This is a genomic window from Nocardia alba NBRC 108234, from assembly GCF_001612665.1.
Taxonomy (GTDB): Bacteria; Actinomycetota; Actinomycetes; order Mycobacteriales; family Mycobacteriaceae; genus Nocardia; species Nocardia alba.
Genome location: NZ_BDAX01000014.1, coordinates 41220 through 53908, shown reverse-complemented (window position 1 = coordinate 53908; position 12689 = coordinate 41220). Strand labels below are relative to the sequence as shown.

Annotated in this window: 16 protein-coding genes; 2 read left to right on the top strand and 14 right to left on the bottom strand. The window is 67.7% G+C overall.

Going from position 1 to position 12689, the window contains the following annotated elements; genetic code table 11:
• Positions 1 to 46 precede the first annotated feature (46 nt).
• From NA12_RS16195 to sigE, 3 genes are all read right to left on the bottom strand, one after another.
• Positions 47 to 1612 (bottom strand): S1C family serine protease, encoded by a 1566-nt coding sequence (locus NA12_RS16195; protein WP_067451151.1) that lies wholly within the window; start codon positions 1610 to 1612, stop codon positions 47 to 49.
• Between the two features lie 10 nt (positions 1613 to 1622).
• Positions 1623 to 1991 carry a hypothetical protein gene (locus NA12_RS16190; protein WP_067451675.1) on the bottom strand — a complete coding sequence of 123 codons (369 nt, stop codon included), beginning with the start codon at positions 1989 to 1991 and terminating at the stop codon, positions 1623 to 1625.
• A gap of 62 nt (positions 1992 to 2053) precedes the next feature.
• Entirely contained in the window at positions 2054 to 2716 is a 663-nt protein-coding gene (sigE, locus tag NA12_RS16185; protein WP_067451148.1) for an RNA polymerase sigma factor SigE, read from the bottom strand.
• Positions 2717 to 3092: 376 nt separating this feature from the next.
• On the opposite strand from sigE, the gene NA12_RS16180 reads away from it, so the two are divergent.
• Positions 3093 to 3725, top strand: a complete 633-nt coding sequence (locus NA12_RS16180) for an O-methyltransferase (protein WP_067451146.1) — start codon at positions 3093 to 3095, stop codon at positions 3723 to 3725.
• On the opposite strand, the gene glgC is transcribed toward NA12_RS16180, so the two are convergent.
• A complete protein-coding gene (gene glgC / locus NA12_RS16175) occupies positions 3722 to 4939 on the bottom strand; it encodes a glucose-1-phosphate adenylyltransferase (RefSeq protein WP_067451143.1) in 1218 nt (405 codons plus the stop codon). The genes NA12_RS16180 and glgC overlap by 4 nt on opposite strands.
• A 110-nt stretch (positions 4940 to 5049) precedes the next feature.
• Here glgC and glgA point away from each other — a divergent pair, with 110 nt between their 5' ends.
• Entirely contained in the window at positions 5050 to 6216 is a 1167-nt protein-coding gene (glgA, locus tag NA12_RS16170) for a glycogen synthase (protein ID WP_067451672.1), read from the top strand.
• A gap of 52 nt (positions 6217 to 6268) precedes the next feature.
• On the opposite strand, the gene NA12_RS16165 is transcribed toward glgA, so the two are convergent.
• From NA12_RS16165 to NA12_RS16125, 10 genes are all read right to left on the bottom strand, one after another.
• Complete coding sequence (locus NA12_RS16165; protein ID WP_084472812.1) at positions 6269 to 7099, bottom strand: putative RNA methyltransferase; 831 nt, start codon at positions 7097 to 7099, stop codon at positions 6269 to 6271.
• Positions 7096 to 7263 carry a DUF3117 domain-containing protein gene (locus NA12_RS33135; protein ID WP_011211259.1) on the bottom strand — a complete coding sequence of 56 codons (168 nt, stop codon included), beginning with the start codon at positions 7261 to 7263 and terminating at the stop codon, positions 7096 to 7098. Before NA12_RS33135 ends, NA12_RS16165 begins: the two co-directional genes overlap by 4 nt.
• Positions 7264 to 7368: 105 nt before the next feature.
• A complete protein-coding gene (locus NA12_RS16160) occupies positions 7369 to 8001 on the bottom strand; it encodes a DNA-3-methyladenine glycosylase I (protein ID WP_067451137.1) in 633 nt (210 codons plus the stop codon).
• Complete coding sequence (locus tag NA12_RS16155) at positions 7998 to 8318, bottom strand: DivIVA domain-containing protein (protein WP_067451134.1); 321 nt, start codon at positions 8316 to 8318, stop codon at positions 7998 to 8000. The genes NA12_RS16160 and NA12_RS16155 overlap by 4 nt, the downstream gene beginning before the upstream one ends.
• A gap of 37 nt (positions 8319 to 8355) precedes the next feature.
• On the bottom strand, positions 8356 to 9492 hold the full coding sequence (locus tag NA12_RS16150) for an Mrp/NBP35 family ATP-binding protein (protein WP_067451131.1): 1137 nt from the start codon (positions 9490 to 9492) through the stop codon (positions 8356 to 8358).
• Between the two features lie 64 nt (positions 9493 to 9556).
• Complete coding sequence (locus NA12_RS16145) at positions 9557 to 10060, bottom strand: hypothetical protein (protein WP_132369683.1); 504 nt, start codon at positions 10058 to 10060, stop codon at positions 9557 to 9559.
• 68 nt (positions 10061 to 10128) lie between these two features.
• Positions 10129 to 10611 carry a hypothetical protein gene (locus NA12_RS33675; protein ID WP_132369682.1) on the bottom strand — a complete coding sequence of 161 codons (483 nt, stop codon included), beginning with the start codon at positions 10609 to 10611 and terminating at the stop codon, positions 10129 to 10131.
• On the bottom strand, positions 10612 to 11337 hold the full coding sequence (locus NA12_RS16135; protein ID WP_132369681.1) for a WXG100 family type VII secretion target: 726 nt from the start codon (positions 11335 to 11337) through the stop codon (positions 10612 to 10614).
• Positions 11337 to 11666 carry a hypothetical protein gene (locus NA12_RS16130; RefSeq protein WP_067451119.1) on the bottom strand — a complete coding sequence of 110 codons (330 nt, stop codon included), beginning with the start codon at positions 11664 to 11666 and terminating at the stop codon, positions 11337 to 11339. Before NA12_RS16130 ends, NA12_RS16135 begins: the two co-directional genes overlap by 1 nt.
• A 129-nt stretch (positions 11667 to 11795) precedes the next feature.
• Complete coding sequence (locus NA12_RS16125; RefSeq protein WP_067451116.1) at positions 11796 to 12659, bottom strand: lytic transglycosylase domain-containing protein; 864 nt, start codon at positions 12657 to 12659, stop codon at positions 11796 to 11798.
• Positions 12660 to 12689: the final 30 nt, after the last annotated feature.

Here is a 12689-nt window from a genome sequence, read left to right as displayed (position 1 = left end):
GCCGGTACCGGAATGTGGTGGTTGCGCGGTGACGAACAACGAATGCTCAATCGGATTCCAGGGTCACCGGCACATCCACCTTGCGGCCGTCGCGAATGAGCTGGACGATCACGGTCTGATTGATCTGGTGCGACTGCTCGGCCACGGTGAACTCGTCGGCGCTCGTCACTTCACGGTTGCCGACTCGGACGATCACGTCGCCCTCGCCGATTCCCGCGCGTCCGGCGGGTCCGTCGGGGGCCACGTCGGCCACCTGGGCGCCGCTGGTGACCTCGTTGGCGACAGTCTTGGTGCGGACCGCGAGGCGCATGGTCGGGTGGTGCATCTGGCCGTCGCGGATGAGGGTCTGGGTGACCGCGGTCATCACGTCGACCGGGATGGCGAAGCCGAGACCGACCGAACCGCCGGTCTCGCTGCGGATGGCGGTGTTGATGCCGATCACCCGACCCTGCATGTCGACCAGCGCGCCGCCGGAGTTGCCCGGGTTGATCGCGGCGTCGGTCTGCACGGCGTCGATCACCGCGTTGGTATCGCTGCCCTCGCCCGCCAGCTTCACCGGGCGGTGCAGGGCGCTGACGATGCCGGAGGTGACGGTCTTGCTCAGGCCGAGCGGTGAACCGATCGCCAGCACATCGTCGCCGACCTGGACATCGGCGGACTTGCCGAGGTTGGCCACGGTCAGGTTCTTTGCCTCGACCTTGAGCACCGCGAGGTCGGTCTTGGGATCGCGGCCGACGATCTGCGCGGGCACCCGGGTGCCGTCGGAGAACTGCACCTGGATGGCGGCCCGGTTGGACTTGTCGGTCGCGGCCATCGAGATCACGTGATTGTTCGTGACGACGTACCCGCCGCCGTCGATCACCACGCCGGAACCGGTGGCGCCGTTGTCGCCCACGGTGACGCGGATCGACACCACCGAGGGCAGAACGGCATTGGCGACGGCGGCGATCTGGCTGTGCGGTGTCTCGACGCCCGCGCTCTGATCGAGGGTCACCGTGCGCGAGGTGAGCGTGGACGCGGTCTCGGCGGTGATCCGGCCGACGAGCCCGCCCACCACGGCGATGCCGAGTGCCAGCGCGGCCAGGATCGCCAGCGCCTTCGGCGCCACCCGCGAACCGAACAGCACCTCGCGCGCGCTGAGCTTGTCCGCGACGGGCAGCCGGGCCGGCGGGGGAGTGTCCACGGCGGGCGAACCGAGCCGGGCCGCCGCGTCGGGATCACGCCACGGATCCACCGGACCCGCGATGACGGCCTTCGGCTCGTCGGCGCCGGGCTCGCGCTGCAGCAGTTCCGAGGAGCCCTCGGGCCGGGCGAACGCCTCGGCGAGCACGCCGTCCGGCGGGCGCGCGACGATTCCCGCGTCGGCGCCGCCATTGCCGGGCGCGCGCTGGGGGTCGTGCGGTGCGAACGAACCGGCTTGCCCGTTCGGGCGGCGGAACGCGCGCGCGGTGTGGCTGTCGATGTGCGGCCGGTAGACCGGACGCGGCCCGAGGTTCGGCGCGTCGGAAGGCCGCAGGGTGCCCCGCGCGTCCGTCCGTGAATCCGCCCTGGGTGATTCAGCCCCCGAATCCGCGTGGTCGGCCGATCCGGAATTCGTCGATTCGCCTGTCACGTCGCAGACTCTACTTGCGCCGCCATGTTGTCCACCGGGTCGCGGTGAAGGAATCGGTGATGAATCCGAGAAATGCCTCGTTACGGCGTTGCGGTTCGGGTGCGCTGCCGGGGAGGTCGGCCAGCGGAATGCGCGAGAGGCTGTCGTGCAGGCTGCGCGGGATCGCCACCTCGGCGGCCCGGCGCAGCGCGATCCGCGCCTGCTGCTGGGCATCGATCTCGGCCGCGCATTCGGGGCAGATCGAAAGATGCTGGGCGGCGCGCAGATACGCGTTCATGCGTAGTTCGCCGTCGACGAAGGCCGCCACAGCCTCACTGGCCAAGTGCTCGGTGGGCTGAAAGCGCGGCGGGCGACCTGCGGCATTGGGATCCACGCTCATGCGGAGTTCATTCCTTCCGACCGACATCACCTCGAGCCACCGGGGTGACGTCGGAACACCCGTCACGCCGATGGGACTTCAGCGGAGTACCGCTGCTCACTTCCATTATGCGCAAGGTACTCGCGCAATGCCTGACGCCCGCGATGGATCCGGCTGCGCACAGTACCCAGCTTCACGCCGAGCGTGGCGCCGATCTCCTCGTAGGACAGACCCTCGATGTCACACAGCACCACGGCGGCGCGGAACTCCGGCGCCAGCGAATCGAGTGCTTTCTGCAGGTCGGGGTCGAGGCGGGAGTCGTGATAGGCGTCTTCGGGAGTCGGTCCTTCGGCGGGCACCCGGTCGTAGTCCTCCGGCAGCGCTTCCATGCGGATGCGGTTGCGGCGGCGGACCATGTCGAGGAACAAATTGGTGGTGATGCGATGCAGCCAGCCCTCGAAGGTGCCGGGCTGGTAGTTCTGCAGCGAGCGGAACACCCGGATGAAGGTGTCCTGAGTGAGGTCCTCGGCATCCTGGGCGTCGCCGGAGAGACGGTAGGCCAGGCGATAGACCCGGTCGGCGTGTTCGCGGACGAGTTCGTCCCAGGACGGCATGGCGGCGCGATCCCCGGTCGCGTCGAAAGCGGCGGTGCCGGTGAGTTCGGCGTCGAGTTCGTCGGCCCCCGCCGCGAGGAGATCGGCGGACAGAGTCTGGTCGGTGGCGTCGTGACGCGCCGTGTCTACCATCGGGATGGGACACCTCCTACTCGGGACCGCTGGCACGAAACCTGGCTGGTCCGGGTCAGCGAACCTTGCTTATCGACAATCAACCAGCAACTGTGTGCGGTTGTTCCCGAGCCTCGTACCCGCCGCGATCGGCTGGCCTTGCGTAGGGCAACTATTTCCTGCCCTGATATGGGTCAGGTGTGGAGATCCTGAGTGTGACCTGAGAATTCCGGTCTCATTCGAGCCTAATCCCGTCGGCGAGCGAGAACCAGCAGTTCGCGAACCCTTGTGACCGATCCGCAAACCTTCGGCAATTGTTCGGGTTCTGGACGACACAGCGCCGGATCCGTCCCTTCGCTGAATACACAGAGCCCCCCGGTGGCCTAGCCTCATAGCTGTGGCATCGAACGTGGAGCGGAACCTGGCCTATGTGGAGGAGTCCGTCGTCGAGGACGAGGTCCTTCTCGAAGCGCGTGAGCGGGCCACCGAATTGGGCGCGGGGCCAGTGCCCCCGGCGGTCGGCGCGCTGCTGAGCATGTACGCGCAGATGCTGGGCGCGCGCTCGGTGGTCGAGGTCGGAACCGGGGCGGGCGTCAGCGGGCTGTGGCTGCTCGACGGGATGCGTGAGGACGGAACCCTGACCACGATCGACTCCGAGCCCGAGCATCAGCGCGCGGCCAAGGAGGCGTTCCGGACCGCCGAGATCGCGCCGTCGCGCACGCGACTGATCAACGGACGCGCGCTCGACGTGCTGCCCCGGCTCGCCGATGGCTCCTACGACCTGGTCTTCATCGACGCGGCGCCGATGGAACACCCCCACTACGTCGAACAGGGCGTGCGGCTGCTGCGCGAGGGCGGCGCGTTCATCCTCAACAACGCCCTGCTCGGTGGGCGGGTGCCCGATCCGGACCAGCGCGATCCGGCGACGCAGGCCGTGCGCGCCGCGACCCGGGCGATCGCCGAGAACCCCGAACTCACCAGCGTGCTGATCCCGATCGGTGACGGGCTGCTCTGCGCCTCGCGCGGCTAACCGACCCAGATCCCCTTGCCGACGGTGACCACACCGCCGTTGCTGACCGCGAACCGCTCCCGGTCGCGGTCTAGATCGAGGCCGATGATCTCGCCCTCGCCGACCACGACGTTCTTGTCCAGGATCGCGTGGCGCACCACCGCGCCACGCCCGATCCGCACGCCGGGCATCAACACGCTGCCCTCGACCGTGGCGCCGTCCTCGATCACCACATTCGAACTCAGCACCGAATTGCGGACCGTGGCCGCCGACAGGATCGAGCCCGCCCCCACGATGGATTCCTGGGCCAGGCCGCCCTGCGCGAACTTCGCCGGCGGCAAGTTCTCCGCCGCGCCGCGGATCGGCCAGTGCCTGTTGTAGAGGTTGAAGACGGGGTGCACCGACACCAGGTCCATGTGCGCCTCGTAGAAGGCGTCGATGGTGCCGACGTCGCGCCAGTAGCCGCGGTCGCGTTCGGTGGCGCCGGGGACGTCGTTGTCGGCGAAGTCGTAGACGGCGGCCTTGCCGTCGGCGACCAGCTTCGGGATGATGTCGCCGCCCATATCGTGGTCGGAATCGGAGTTCTCGGCGTCGGCGCGGATGGCGTCGACCAGTACCCGGGTGGTGAACACATAGTTGCCCATCGACGCGAACGTCACGTTCGGATCGTCGGGGGTGCCCGGCGGGTGCGCCGGCTTCTCCAGGAACTGGGTGATCCTGCCGGAATCGTCGGTGTCGATGCAGCCGAACGCGCTCGCCTCGGCCCTCGGCACCCGTATCCCCGCCACGGTGACGCCCGCGCCCGAGGCGATATGGCTGGCCACCATCTGTTCCGGATCCATCCGGTACACATGGTCGGCGCCGAACACCACGATGTAGTCGGGATCCTCGTCGTAGATCAGGTTGAGCGACTGCATAATCGCGTCGGCGCTGCCGGTGTACCAGCGTGGCCCGAGACGCTGCTGGGCGGGCACCGGGGTGATGTACTCACCGGTGAAACCGGACAGCCGCCAGGTCTGGGAGATGTGGCGGTCGAGCGAGTGTGACTTGTACTGCGTGAGCACACACAGGCGCAGGTATCCCGCGTTCACGAGGTTGCTCAACACGAAGTCGATGAGCCGGTAGGCGCCACCGAACGGAACCGCGGGCTTGGCGCGGTCGGCCGTGAGTGGAAACAGTCGTTTGCCCTCGCCACCGGCGAGCACGATCCCGAGTACGTGCGGCTGGCTCCTCACCCTGCTCAAAGTACAGGGCTAGCGCGGCTACGGTGGCCCATGTCGACCCGAGGGTCTAATTTGGACCGGTGAGTGATAGCACCGACAGCGAGCAGATTCCAGCGCAACCGCTGCGGGTCGCGATGCTGACCCGGGAGTATCCGCCTGAGGTGTACGGCGGCGCGGGAGTGCATGTCACCGAACTCACTTCCCGATTGCGTGAACTCTGTGACGTCACCGTGCACTGCATGGGCGCGCCGCGCACCGGTGCGGTCGTACACCGCCCCGACCCCGAGCTGTATGCCGCCAACGCCGCGTTGCAGATGATGTCGGCGCAGCTGCGGATGGCCGACGCGGCGGCCGGCGTCGACGTGGTGCATTCGCACACCTGGTACGCGGGCCTGGCCGGTCATCTCGCCGCCATGCTCGCCGGGATACCCCATGTGCTCACGGCGCATTCGCTGGAACCGCGCAGACCGTGGAAGGCCGAGCAGCTCGGTGGCGGGTATCGGCTGTCGTCGTGGTCGGAACGCAACGCGATGGAGCACGCCGACGCGGTGATCGCGGTCAGCGAGGGCATGCGCCACGATGTGCTCGACGCCTACCCCGCGATCGACCCCGATCGAGTTCATGTGGTGCACAACGGCATCGACGCCGGGGTATGGCACCCCGGCCCGCCCGCCGATGCGCAGACGCCGGTGCTGGAACGGCTCGGCGTGCGCGCCGACCTGCCGATCGTGTCGTTCGTCGGGCGGATCACGCGGCAGAAGGGCGTGGGGCATCTGCTCGCCGCGGCCGCCTCGTTCGCCCCTGATACGCAGGTGGTGCTGTGTGCGGGTGCGGCCGACACCGAGCAGCTGGAGGCGGAGGTCGCCGCCGCCGTCGACGCGTTGCAGCGGCAGCGCGGCAACGTCTTCTGGGTGCGGGAGATGCTCCCCACCGAGCAGGTCCGCCAGATTCTGTCCGCCTCCTCGGTGTTCGTGTGTCCGTCGGTGTACGAGCCGCTCGGCATCGTGAACCTGGAGGCGATGGCGTGCGCGACCGCTGTCGTGGCGTCGGATGTGGGCGGGATTCCCGAGGTGGTCGACGACGGCGTCACCGGTCGTCTGGTGCACTACGACCCGGACGCGACGGGGGAGTACGAGCGCGGGCTCGCGGCCGCGGTGAACGAGATCACCGGCGATCCGGCTCTGGCTGTGCGCTACGGCGGGGCGGGGCGGGCGAGGGCGATCGCGGAGTTCGACTGGGCGCGGATCGCCGAGCGCACGCTCGAGGTCTACCGGAGTGTGTCGCGCTGACGCGTGGTCGTCGACGCGCGGGCTGTGCGCTGGCTGATCGGTGTGGGCGCCGTCAGCGATGCGGCAGATATGTCGACACGGTGACCGACGCCGACACTTCGGTGGTGTCGAGTAGCGCCGCGATGCGCGGATCGTCGGCGGGGGTGCGGTGGAAGGCGGACGGACCCATCGCGACGACATGGGTGACGTCGGCGCGAGACAGCTTCATCGGGAACTCGACGAGGGTGCTCTCGGCGCAGTCGAACGCGCCCGCGAGCGAGTCGGCCAAACGCCGGTCCTTGTCGGCGTCGACGCTGACCATGCCGAGGGGGCCGATCAACTCGCCCAGATGATGAGCAGTGGGAGTGACGACGACGAAGCGTCCGCCGGGAGCGAGGACCCGGGCGACCTCGGCGGGGTTGCGGGGAGCGAACACCGAGAGCACCCCGGTGACCGCGTCGTCGCGCAGTGGCAGCCCGCGCCAGGCATCGGCCAGCACCGAGGCCGCGCGTGGGTGGGCACGGGCGGCTCGCCGGGCGGCGGGTTTGGCCACATCCAAGGCGATGCCGAGGGCATCGGGGTGCGCGTCGAGGACGTGGGCGAGGTAGTAGCCCGTACCGGCACCGATTTCCAGCACGGCCGCCCCGGTATCGACGGTGCGAGCGATCGCCGCGGCGATCGGGGCGAAATGGCCCGCCCCCTGGAAAGCGGCGCGGGCATCGAGCATGTCGGCGGTATCGCCGGTCATTTTCGTCGATGCGCCGGTCAGCAGTCCGACATAACCCTGGCGGGCGATGTCGAAGCTGTGACCGGTACCGCATCGCAGCGCACGATCGTGCGTGTGCAGCTCGTCGCCGCACTCCGGGCAGGCCAGGAGCGCGGCGACCTCGGTCAGCGCACTCAGCTGGTGACGCTCTTCAGTTCGTCACCGAGCGCCGCAGCCTCGTCCGGTGTGAGTTCGACGACCAGACGCCCGCCACCCTCGAGTGGAACCCGCATGACGATTCCACGACCTTCCTTGGTTGCTTCGAGGGGACCGTCCCCGGTACGGGGCTTCATGGCCGCCATCCTCTGCTCCCTCCAGATCTGCGCGGTGGTTCTGCGCTCTGTTTCTCGTCTGCCGGTTGTCGCCAACCAGCGGGCTCGCCGGGTGTTCGGCGGGCCACACTGGTCCTATTCTTCCCTATCGCCGTCGCGGGCGGACACCTGAGTGCGAAATCTGACTGCCGAGTCGGTTCCGTTCGGTACCGCTCCCACCCAGCAAACACCCAGGTGATCGTCCACCATGCCGGTCGCCTGCATGAGGGCATACGCTGTCGTCGGGCCGACGAAAGCGAACCCCCGGCGCTTCAATTCCTTTGCCAGAGCAATGGATTCAGGTGTGGTGGCGGGCACATTCTCGATCGAGGTCGGTCGCGGGCGTGGGGCGGGTGCGAACGACCACAGCAGCTCGTCCAGGCTCACCGACAGGTCGCGAGCAACCCGGGCATTGTTGATCACCGCGTCGATCTTCGCGCGATTGCGCACGATGCCGGCATCGGCCAGCAATCGCGCGCGGTCGTGATCGTCGAACTCGGCGACCTTCGCGATCTCGAAACCGGCGAACGCGGTGCGAAAGGCGGGCCGTTTACGCAGCACGGTGATCCACGCCAGGCCGGACTGGAAGGCTTCGAGGGACAGTCGTTCGAACAGGGCGTCGTCGCCGTGTAGTGGCTGACCCCATTCGGTGTCGTGGTAGTCGCGGTACAGCTGCGAGCCGGTCGACCAGTCGCAGCGCACGAGGCCGTCGTCGGCGAGCTCGCTCACCCGCGATCCTGGCCCGCCGTCACCTGCGCCTGCCGCTGTCTGGCCTGCGCCAGCTCGAACTCGAGTTCGTCGATCCGCTCGGCGAGCCTGCCCAGCGCCCAGTCGACCTCGCCCGCCTTGTACCCCCGCACCACCTGCTGGAACCGCAACGCCCGCACATCCGCCCCCGTCACGCCATCGACGGGCAGCACGGTAGCGGTGGTTCCCTCGGGCAGGGGCCCGAGCTCCTCGGACCGCCCGAATACCGCACTGGCGACGAGGAACAGCATCGCCGCGACCAACCCGACGATGAGTACGTATAGAAGCAGCGTCAGCATTACTCCAGCCTAGGCAAAGCCACCGACAACCCCCGAATCACAGATGGCGGGTGGTATCGATTCCCAGTGACATGCCCGCCAGGCCGCGCTTGCGGACAGCGAGCTTGTCGGCGACGCCGCGCAGGGCGACGGCGGCCGGGTTCTCCGGGTCGGAGAGCACGATCGGCCGACCCTCGTCGCCGCCTTCGCGCAGGGCCTGCTCGATCGGGATCTGACCGAGCAGCGGCACCGTCGAGCCGACGGCGCGGGTGAGGCGGTCGGCGACGACCTGGCCACCGCCGGAGCCGTAGAGCTCCATCCGGGAACCGTCGGGCAGATCGAGCCATGACATGTTCTCCACGACGCCCGCGATGCGCTGACGGGTCTGCAGGGCGATCGCACCCGCGCGCTCGGCCACCTCGGCGGCGGCGATCTGCGGGGTGGTGACGACCAGGATCTCGGCGCTGGGAATGAGCTGGGCGATGGAGATCGCGACGTCGCCCGTGCCGGGCGGCAGGTCGAGCAGCAGCACGTCCAGGTCGCCCCAGAACACATCGGCGAGGAACTGCTGCAGCGCGCGGTGCAGCATCGGGCCGCGCCACACCACGGGGGTATTGCCCTGGGTGAACTGGGCGATCGAGATCATCTTCACGTCGTACGCCATCGGCGGCATGATCATCCGCTCGACCTGGGTCGGGCGGGCGTCGGTGCCGAGCATGCGCGGGATGGAGTGGCCGTAGATATCGGCGTCGAGCACGCCGACCGACAACCCGCGCTGCGCCAGCGCCACGGCGAGGTTGGCGGTGACGCTGGACTTGCCGACGCCACCCTTGCCGGAGGCCACCGCGTAGACGCGGGTCAGCGAGCCGGGCTGGGCGAACGGGATGACCGGCTCGGCCGAATCGCCACGCAGCGACTTACGCAGTTCGGTGCGCTGCTCATCACTCATCACATCGAGGTCGACGGTCACCGCCCCCGCGCCGTTCACATCGGCGACGGCCTTGGTGACCCGCTGGATGATCTCGGTCCGCAACGGGCACCCGGAGGTGGTCAGGTAGATCTCGATGTGCACATCACCGCTGTCGGCGATGGCGATGGACTTGACCATCCCCAACTCGGTGATCGGTTTGCGGATCTCCGGGTCGTCGACCTTCGCGAGCGCCGCCCGCACATCCGCTTCCGTAATCACTGACATACGCCCGATGTTATCCCCCCGGCGATACCGAGCCCCCCGGGGATTCGACGATGGTCCCCGATCTTCAGCGGGTATCGGCGCGGTTCCGCTCGACCGCCGCCACGAAATCCGGGTGCGCGGAAACGATCAACCGGTCAGCCGTCGCATTCATCCACACGTCCGCGAAATACCCGGATCTGCTCCACGCGAGCATCGCCGTCACCAACGCGATCGGCAGGCACCCGGGCACCACAGCGAAAGCCAAAGGGAGATAGAACTGCTCCAACTCGAGCTGCTTGGTGATGATGATCGCCGCGAGCGTCAGTGGCACGAACAGCAGCGACAGCACCGCGATCCACCTGTCTCGCCGGATCCCGGCAAGACAGTATTCGCAGGCCGGACACTGGAACCTGACGCGCGCCTCTGCCGGAATCTGCCTGCTGGGCGGCATGGACCGCAGAAAGCCCCGCAGCGTCGGCAACTCCGACCGTGGCCCGCTCGAATTCACCGTGCACGCACGGCTGTCCACGGCGGGTAGGCCATGCTCGCTGCAGGACGCGGGCATCGCCTCGGCGAGGACCAACTCCATTGGCGTCGCCGACACGATTGGCAGCCAGTCCGGGTCGTAGTCGGTATCGAAGACGACCTGCTGACGAGTCATCGCAGCCAACCCCGCTGTTGCCGCTCGCGGAAATACGCGTCGTCCTCGTCGTCCTCATCCGGTGTGACGATCCGCTCGCGGTTGGGCTTGCGGGTTCCGGGCACCACCCGGTCAGCGGGCGTCGATGGCATGGACGGTGATGACGTGGACGTCGATGGGTGCGATTCGTCGGCTGGAGGTGCGATCCGCAGACGCGCCAAATCGGCTTCGCCCTGCTCGGCCAGCCGCTGCCGTTCCTCGTCCGACATCTCGGCGAAGTGGCGCATCGCGTCGGGCATGGTCCGATCGAGAACCTGGTTGAACCCTTCACTGTGCATAAGATCGCGCGCGCTGCCCGTCCCCGCGAGGATCCCACGGAGCTGATTCTTCAACTGCGGATCAGTCGCGGTATCCATCAGGACCCGCAGCGCTCGGGAAAGCTGCCGTGAAACGCCGATGTCGCCGCGGGCCAAATCGTGAATTGGCTCAGGGATACTCACTCAGGCTCCCGGATGGTCGTAGCTGGTATTTGGCAGAGCAGGCATGTCAGCCGACTCGACCACCGCGACGACGCCGAATCCGACACCAGCGATCCCTTCGAGAGCCGCGTAGCCGGTGTTGAAGGTTTGCACCAGGTCGTTCCATGCCTTGATGACCTTGAGTATGGTCAGGCTGGCTGCTGCGACGAGTGCCGCCGTAGCGACAAGGCCCACGCCGGTGAGGCCGGCGACTTCAGCTGCTGCCAACTGGATGAGCGCGATGGCGCCCCAGTCCAGTAGGGCTTGCAAAGCGTTGCTCATCGCTGTGGCGAGGTGGTACGCGGAAGAGGCGAAGCGGTTTATCTCGTCAGCCATCTCCTGCAAAGGCCCCACCTGGGCGGAGACGGCTGACGAGAGCTTGGTGAAGTAGGCCTGGGCGCTCGTCGCGGCGTTGCCGTCCCAGGTCGCGTCGACCGTTGTCGCAGCGGACTTGACCGAGTCGGAGAACGTCGAACTATAGGCAGCGAGGTTCTCCACGGCCTTGCCTGCTTTCTGCAGGGCTTCCCAATCACCGGAGATCTTGGAGGTTACCCATTTCAGTGGGTCGGTCCCGAGGACGTTCTCACACCACTTGCACACCCAGTAGGACGGCGAGATTGCATTGGAGGTGATGAGGAACTCGAACTGGTCGCTGAGCGGATCCTCCGGCGACGGTTCGGTCAGGCACTCGGACGGAGCCTTCGACATCACTGACCGCCCGCGGGATAGGTGCGGTCCAACGCATCGGCATGTGCCTTGTCGGTGGTGCGGTATACCTGCGCGACTTTGACCAGTTCGGTTGCCGCGTTGTCGCACAGCGTGCCGAGCGTGGCGTAGTTCGGTGCGAGCTGGGCATGTGCCTCGCTGACGGCACTGAGCCCGATACGAATCAACCCACCATCGCCCCAAACGGTGTTGTCGAGAACCAGCCACTTCTCCAGATAGGTGGCGACATTCGCATTGGCTTCAGCGAGAGTGCGCAAACTAGCGGCGAACGTGTCCACCGCATCTGGCTCAACCTTGAAAGTCTCCGACATGTGGAACCCCTCCCTGCGACGACTCGAAAGCCGCGCGTGCGTCGGAGCACTCTCACATAGCCGATCGGCTCGGCGCAACTGCCCCCATCGGGCGGCGGTCGCAGGTACCGGGCGGAATCGGCTGGTTTCCTAGTGGATTCGGGGGAGGTCCTGGGGCTTGGGGGCGAGGCCGCTGGAGTAGGAGCCCGACCAGGCCATCACGTTGGCCACGTAGGCCATCGAGTTGTTGTAGCGCAGGATCGCCTTCGACTGCTGGGAGAGGTCGCGCATGTTCAGGCCGCCGTCGCACAGGTAGCGGCCCGCGGTGAGGGCGGCGTCGAAGAGGTTCTGCGGGTCGGCGATGCCGTCGGCGTTGCCGTCGGCGGCGTAGCGCTGCCAGGTTTCGGGCAGGAACTGCATCGGGCCGATGGCGCGGTCGTAGCTGCTGAGGCCGTCCAGGCCGCCGTCGTCGGTGTCGTGGATGACATTGTTGCCCGAGAGGCTGCCGTCGAGAACGGGCCCGTAGACCGCCTTGATCGGGTTGCCCTGTGCGTCGGCCTTGCCGTAGGCGTGGGTGGATTCGACGCGGCCGATGCCGGCCAGCAGCGACCAGGACATCCCGCAGTGCGGATTCTCCACGGCCAGTTGCTCTTCGGCGGTCTGATAGGCGGCGACGGCGATACCCGGGATGCCGAGCGGGCCCGCGGGCAGATCGGCGGACACGCGATCGTCCGACAGTGCAACGGTTTTCACCACCGGCGCGGCCGAAGCCGACTGACGCGCCTCCGCGTGGACGGTCTCGGCGAAGCCTGCCTTGGGTGATGCGACCAGATCGACCGTGGCCTCCGGCTCGGCGCCGGGCAGCAGGTCGTGCTCGACAGCCGCGTTGGTTGCCGTGGTCGCCTCGGTGGCGGCCGCGGTAATGGCTACCAGGCCGGCGGGGACCAATCCGGTCAGTGCGATGAGCGAGCTACGGCGAACTGTCGTAGCAGGCTGTTTCCGATGACGACCCACTGTGTGGTGCCCTCCTCAACCGTGTTGGAT

Bases quoted from the DNA above. Each gene is read 5' to 3' on its own strand.
- NA12_RS16190 (WP_067451675.1), bottom strand. From the start codon at position 1,991: ATGAGCGTGGATCCCAATGCCGCAGGTCGCCCGCCGCGCTTTCAGCCC.
- sigE (WP_067451148.1), bottom strand. From the start codon at position 2,716: ATGGTAGACACGGCGCGTCACGACGCCACCGACCAGACTCTGTCCGCC.
- NA12_RS33135 (WP_011211259.1), bottom strand. From the start codon at position 7,263: ATGGCGGCCATGAAGCCCCGTACCGGGGACGGTCCCCTCGAAGCAACC.
- NA12_RS16155 (WP_067451134.1), bottom strand. From the start codon at position 8,318: ATGCTGACGCTGCTTCTATACGTACTCATCGTCGGGTTGGTCGCGGCG.
- NA12_RS16150 (WP_067451131.1), bottom strand. From the start codon at position 9,492: ATGTCAGTGATTACGGAAGCGGATGTGCGGGCGGCGCTCGCGAAGGTC.
- NA12_RS16145 (WP_132369683.1), bottom strand. From the start codon at position 10,060: ATGGAGTTGGTCCTCGCCGAGGCGATGCCCGCGTCCTGCAGCGAGCAT.
- NA12_RS16135 (WP_132369681.1), bottom strand. From the start codon at position 11,337: ATGTCGAAGGCTCCGTCCGAGTGCCTGACCGAACCGTCGCCGGAGGAT.
- NA12_RS16130 (WP_067451119.1), bottom strand. From the start codon at position 11,666: ATGTCGGAGACTTTCAAGGTTGAGCCAGATGCGGTGGACACGTTCGCC.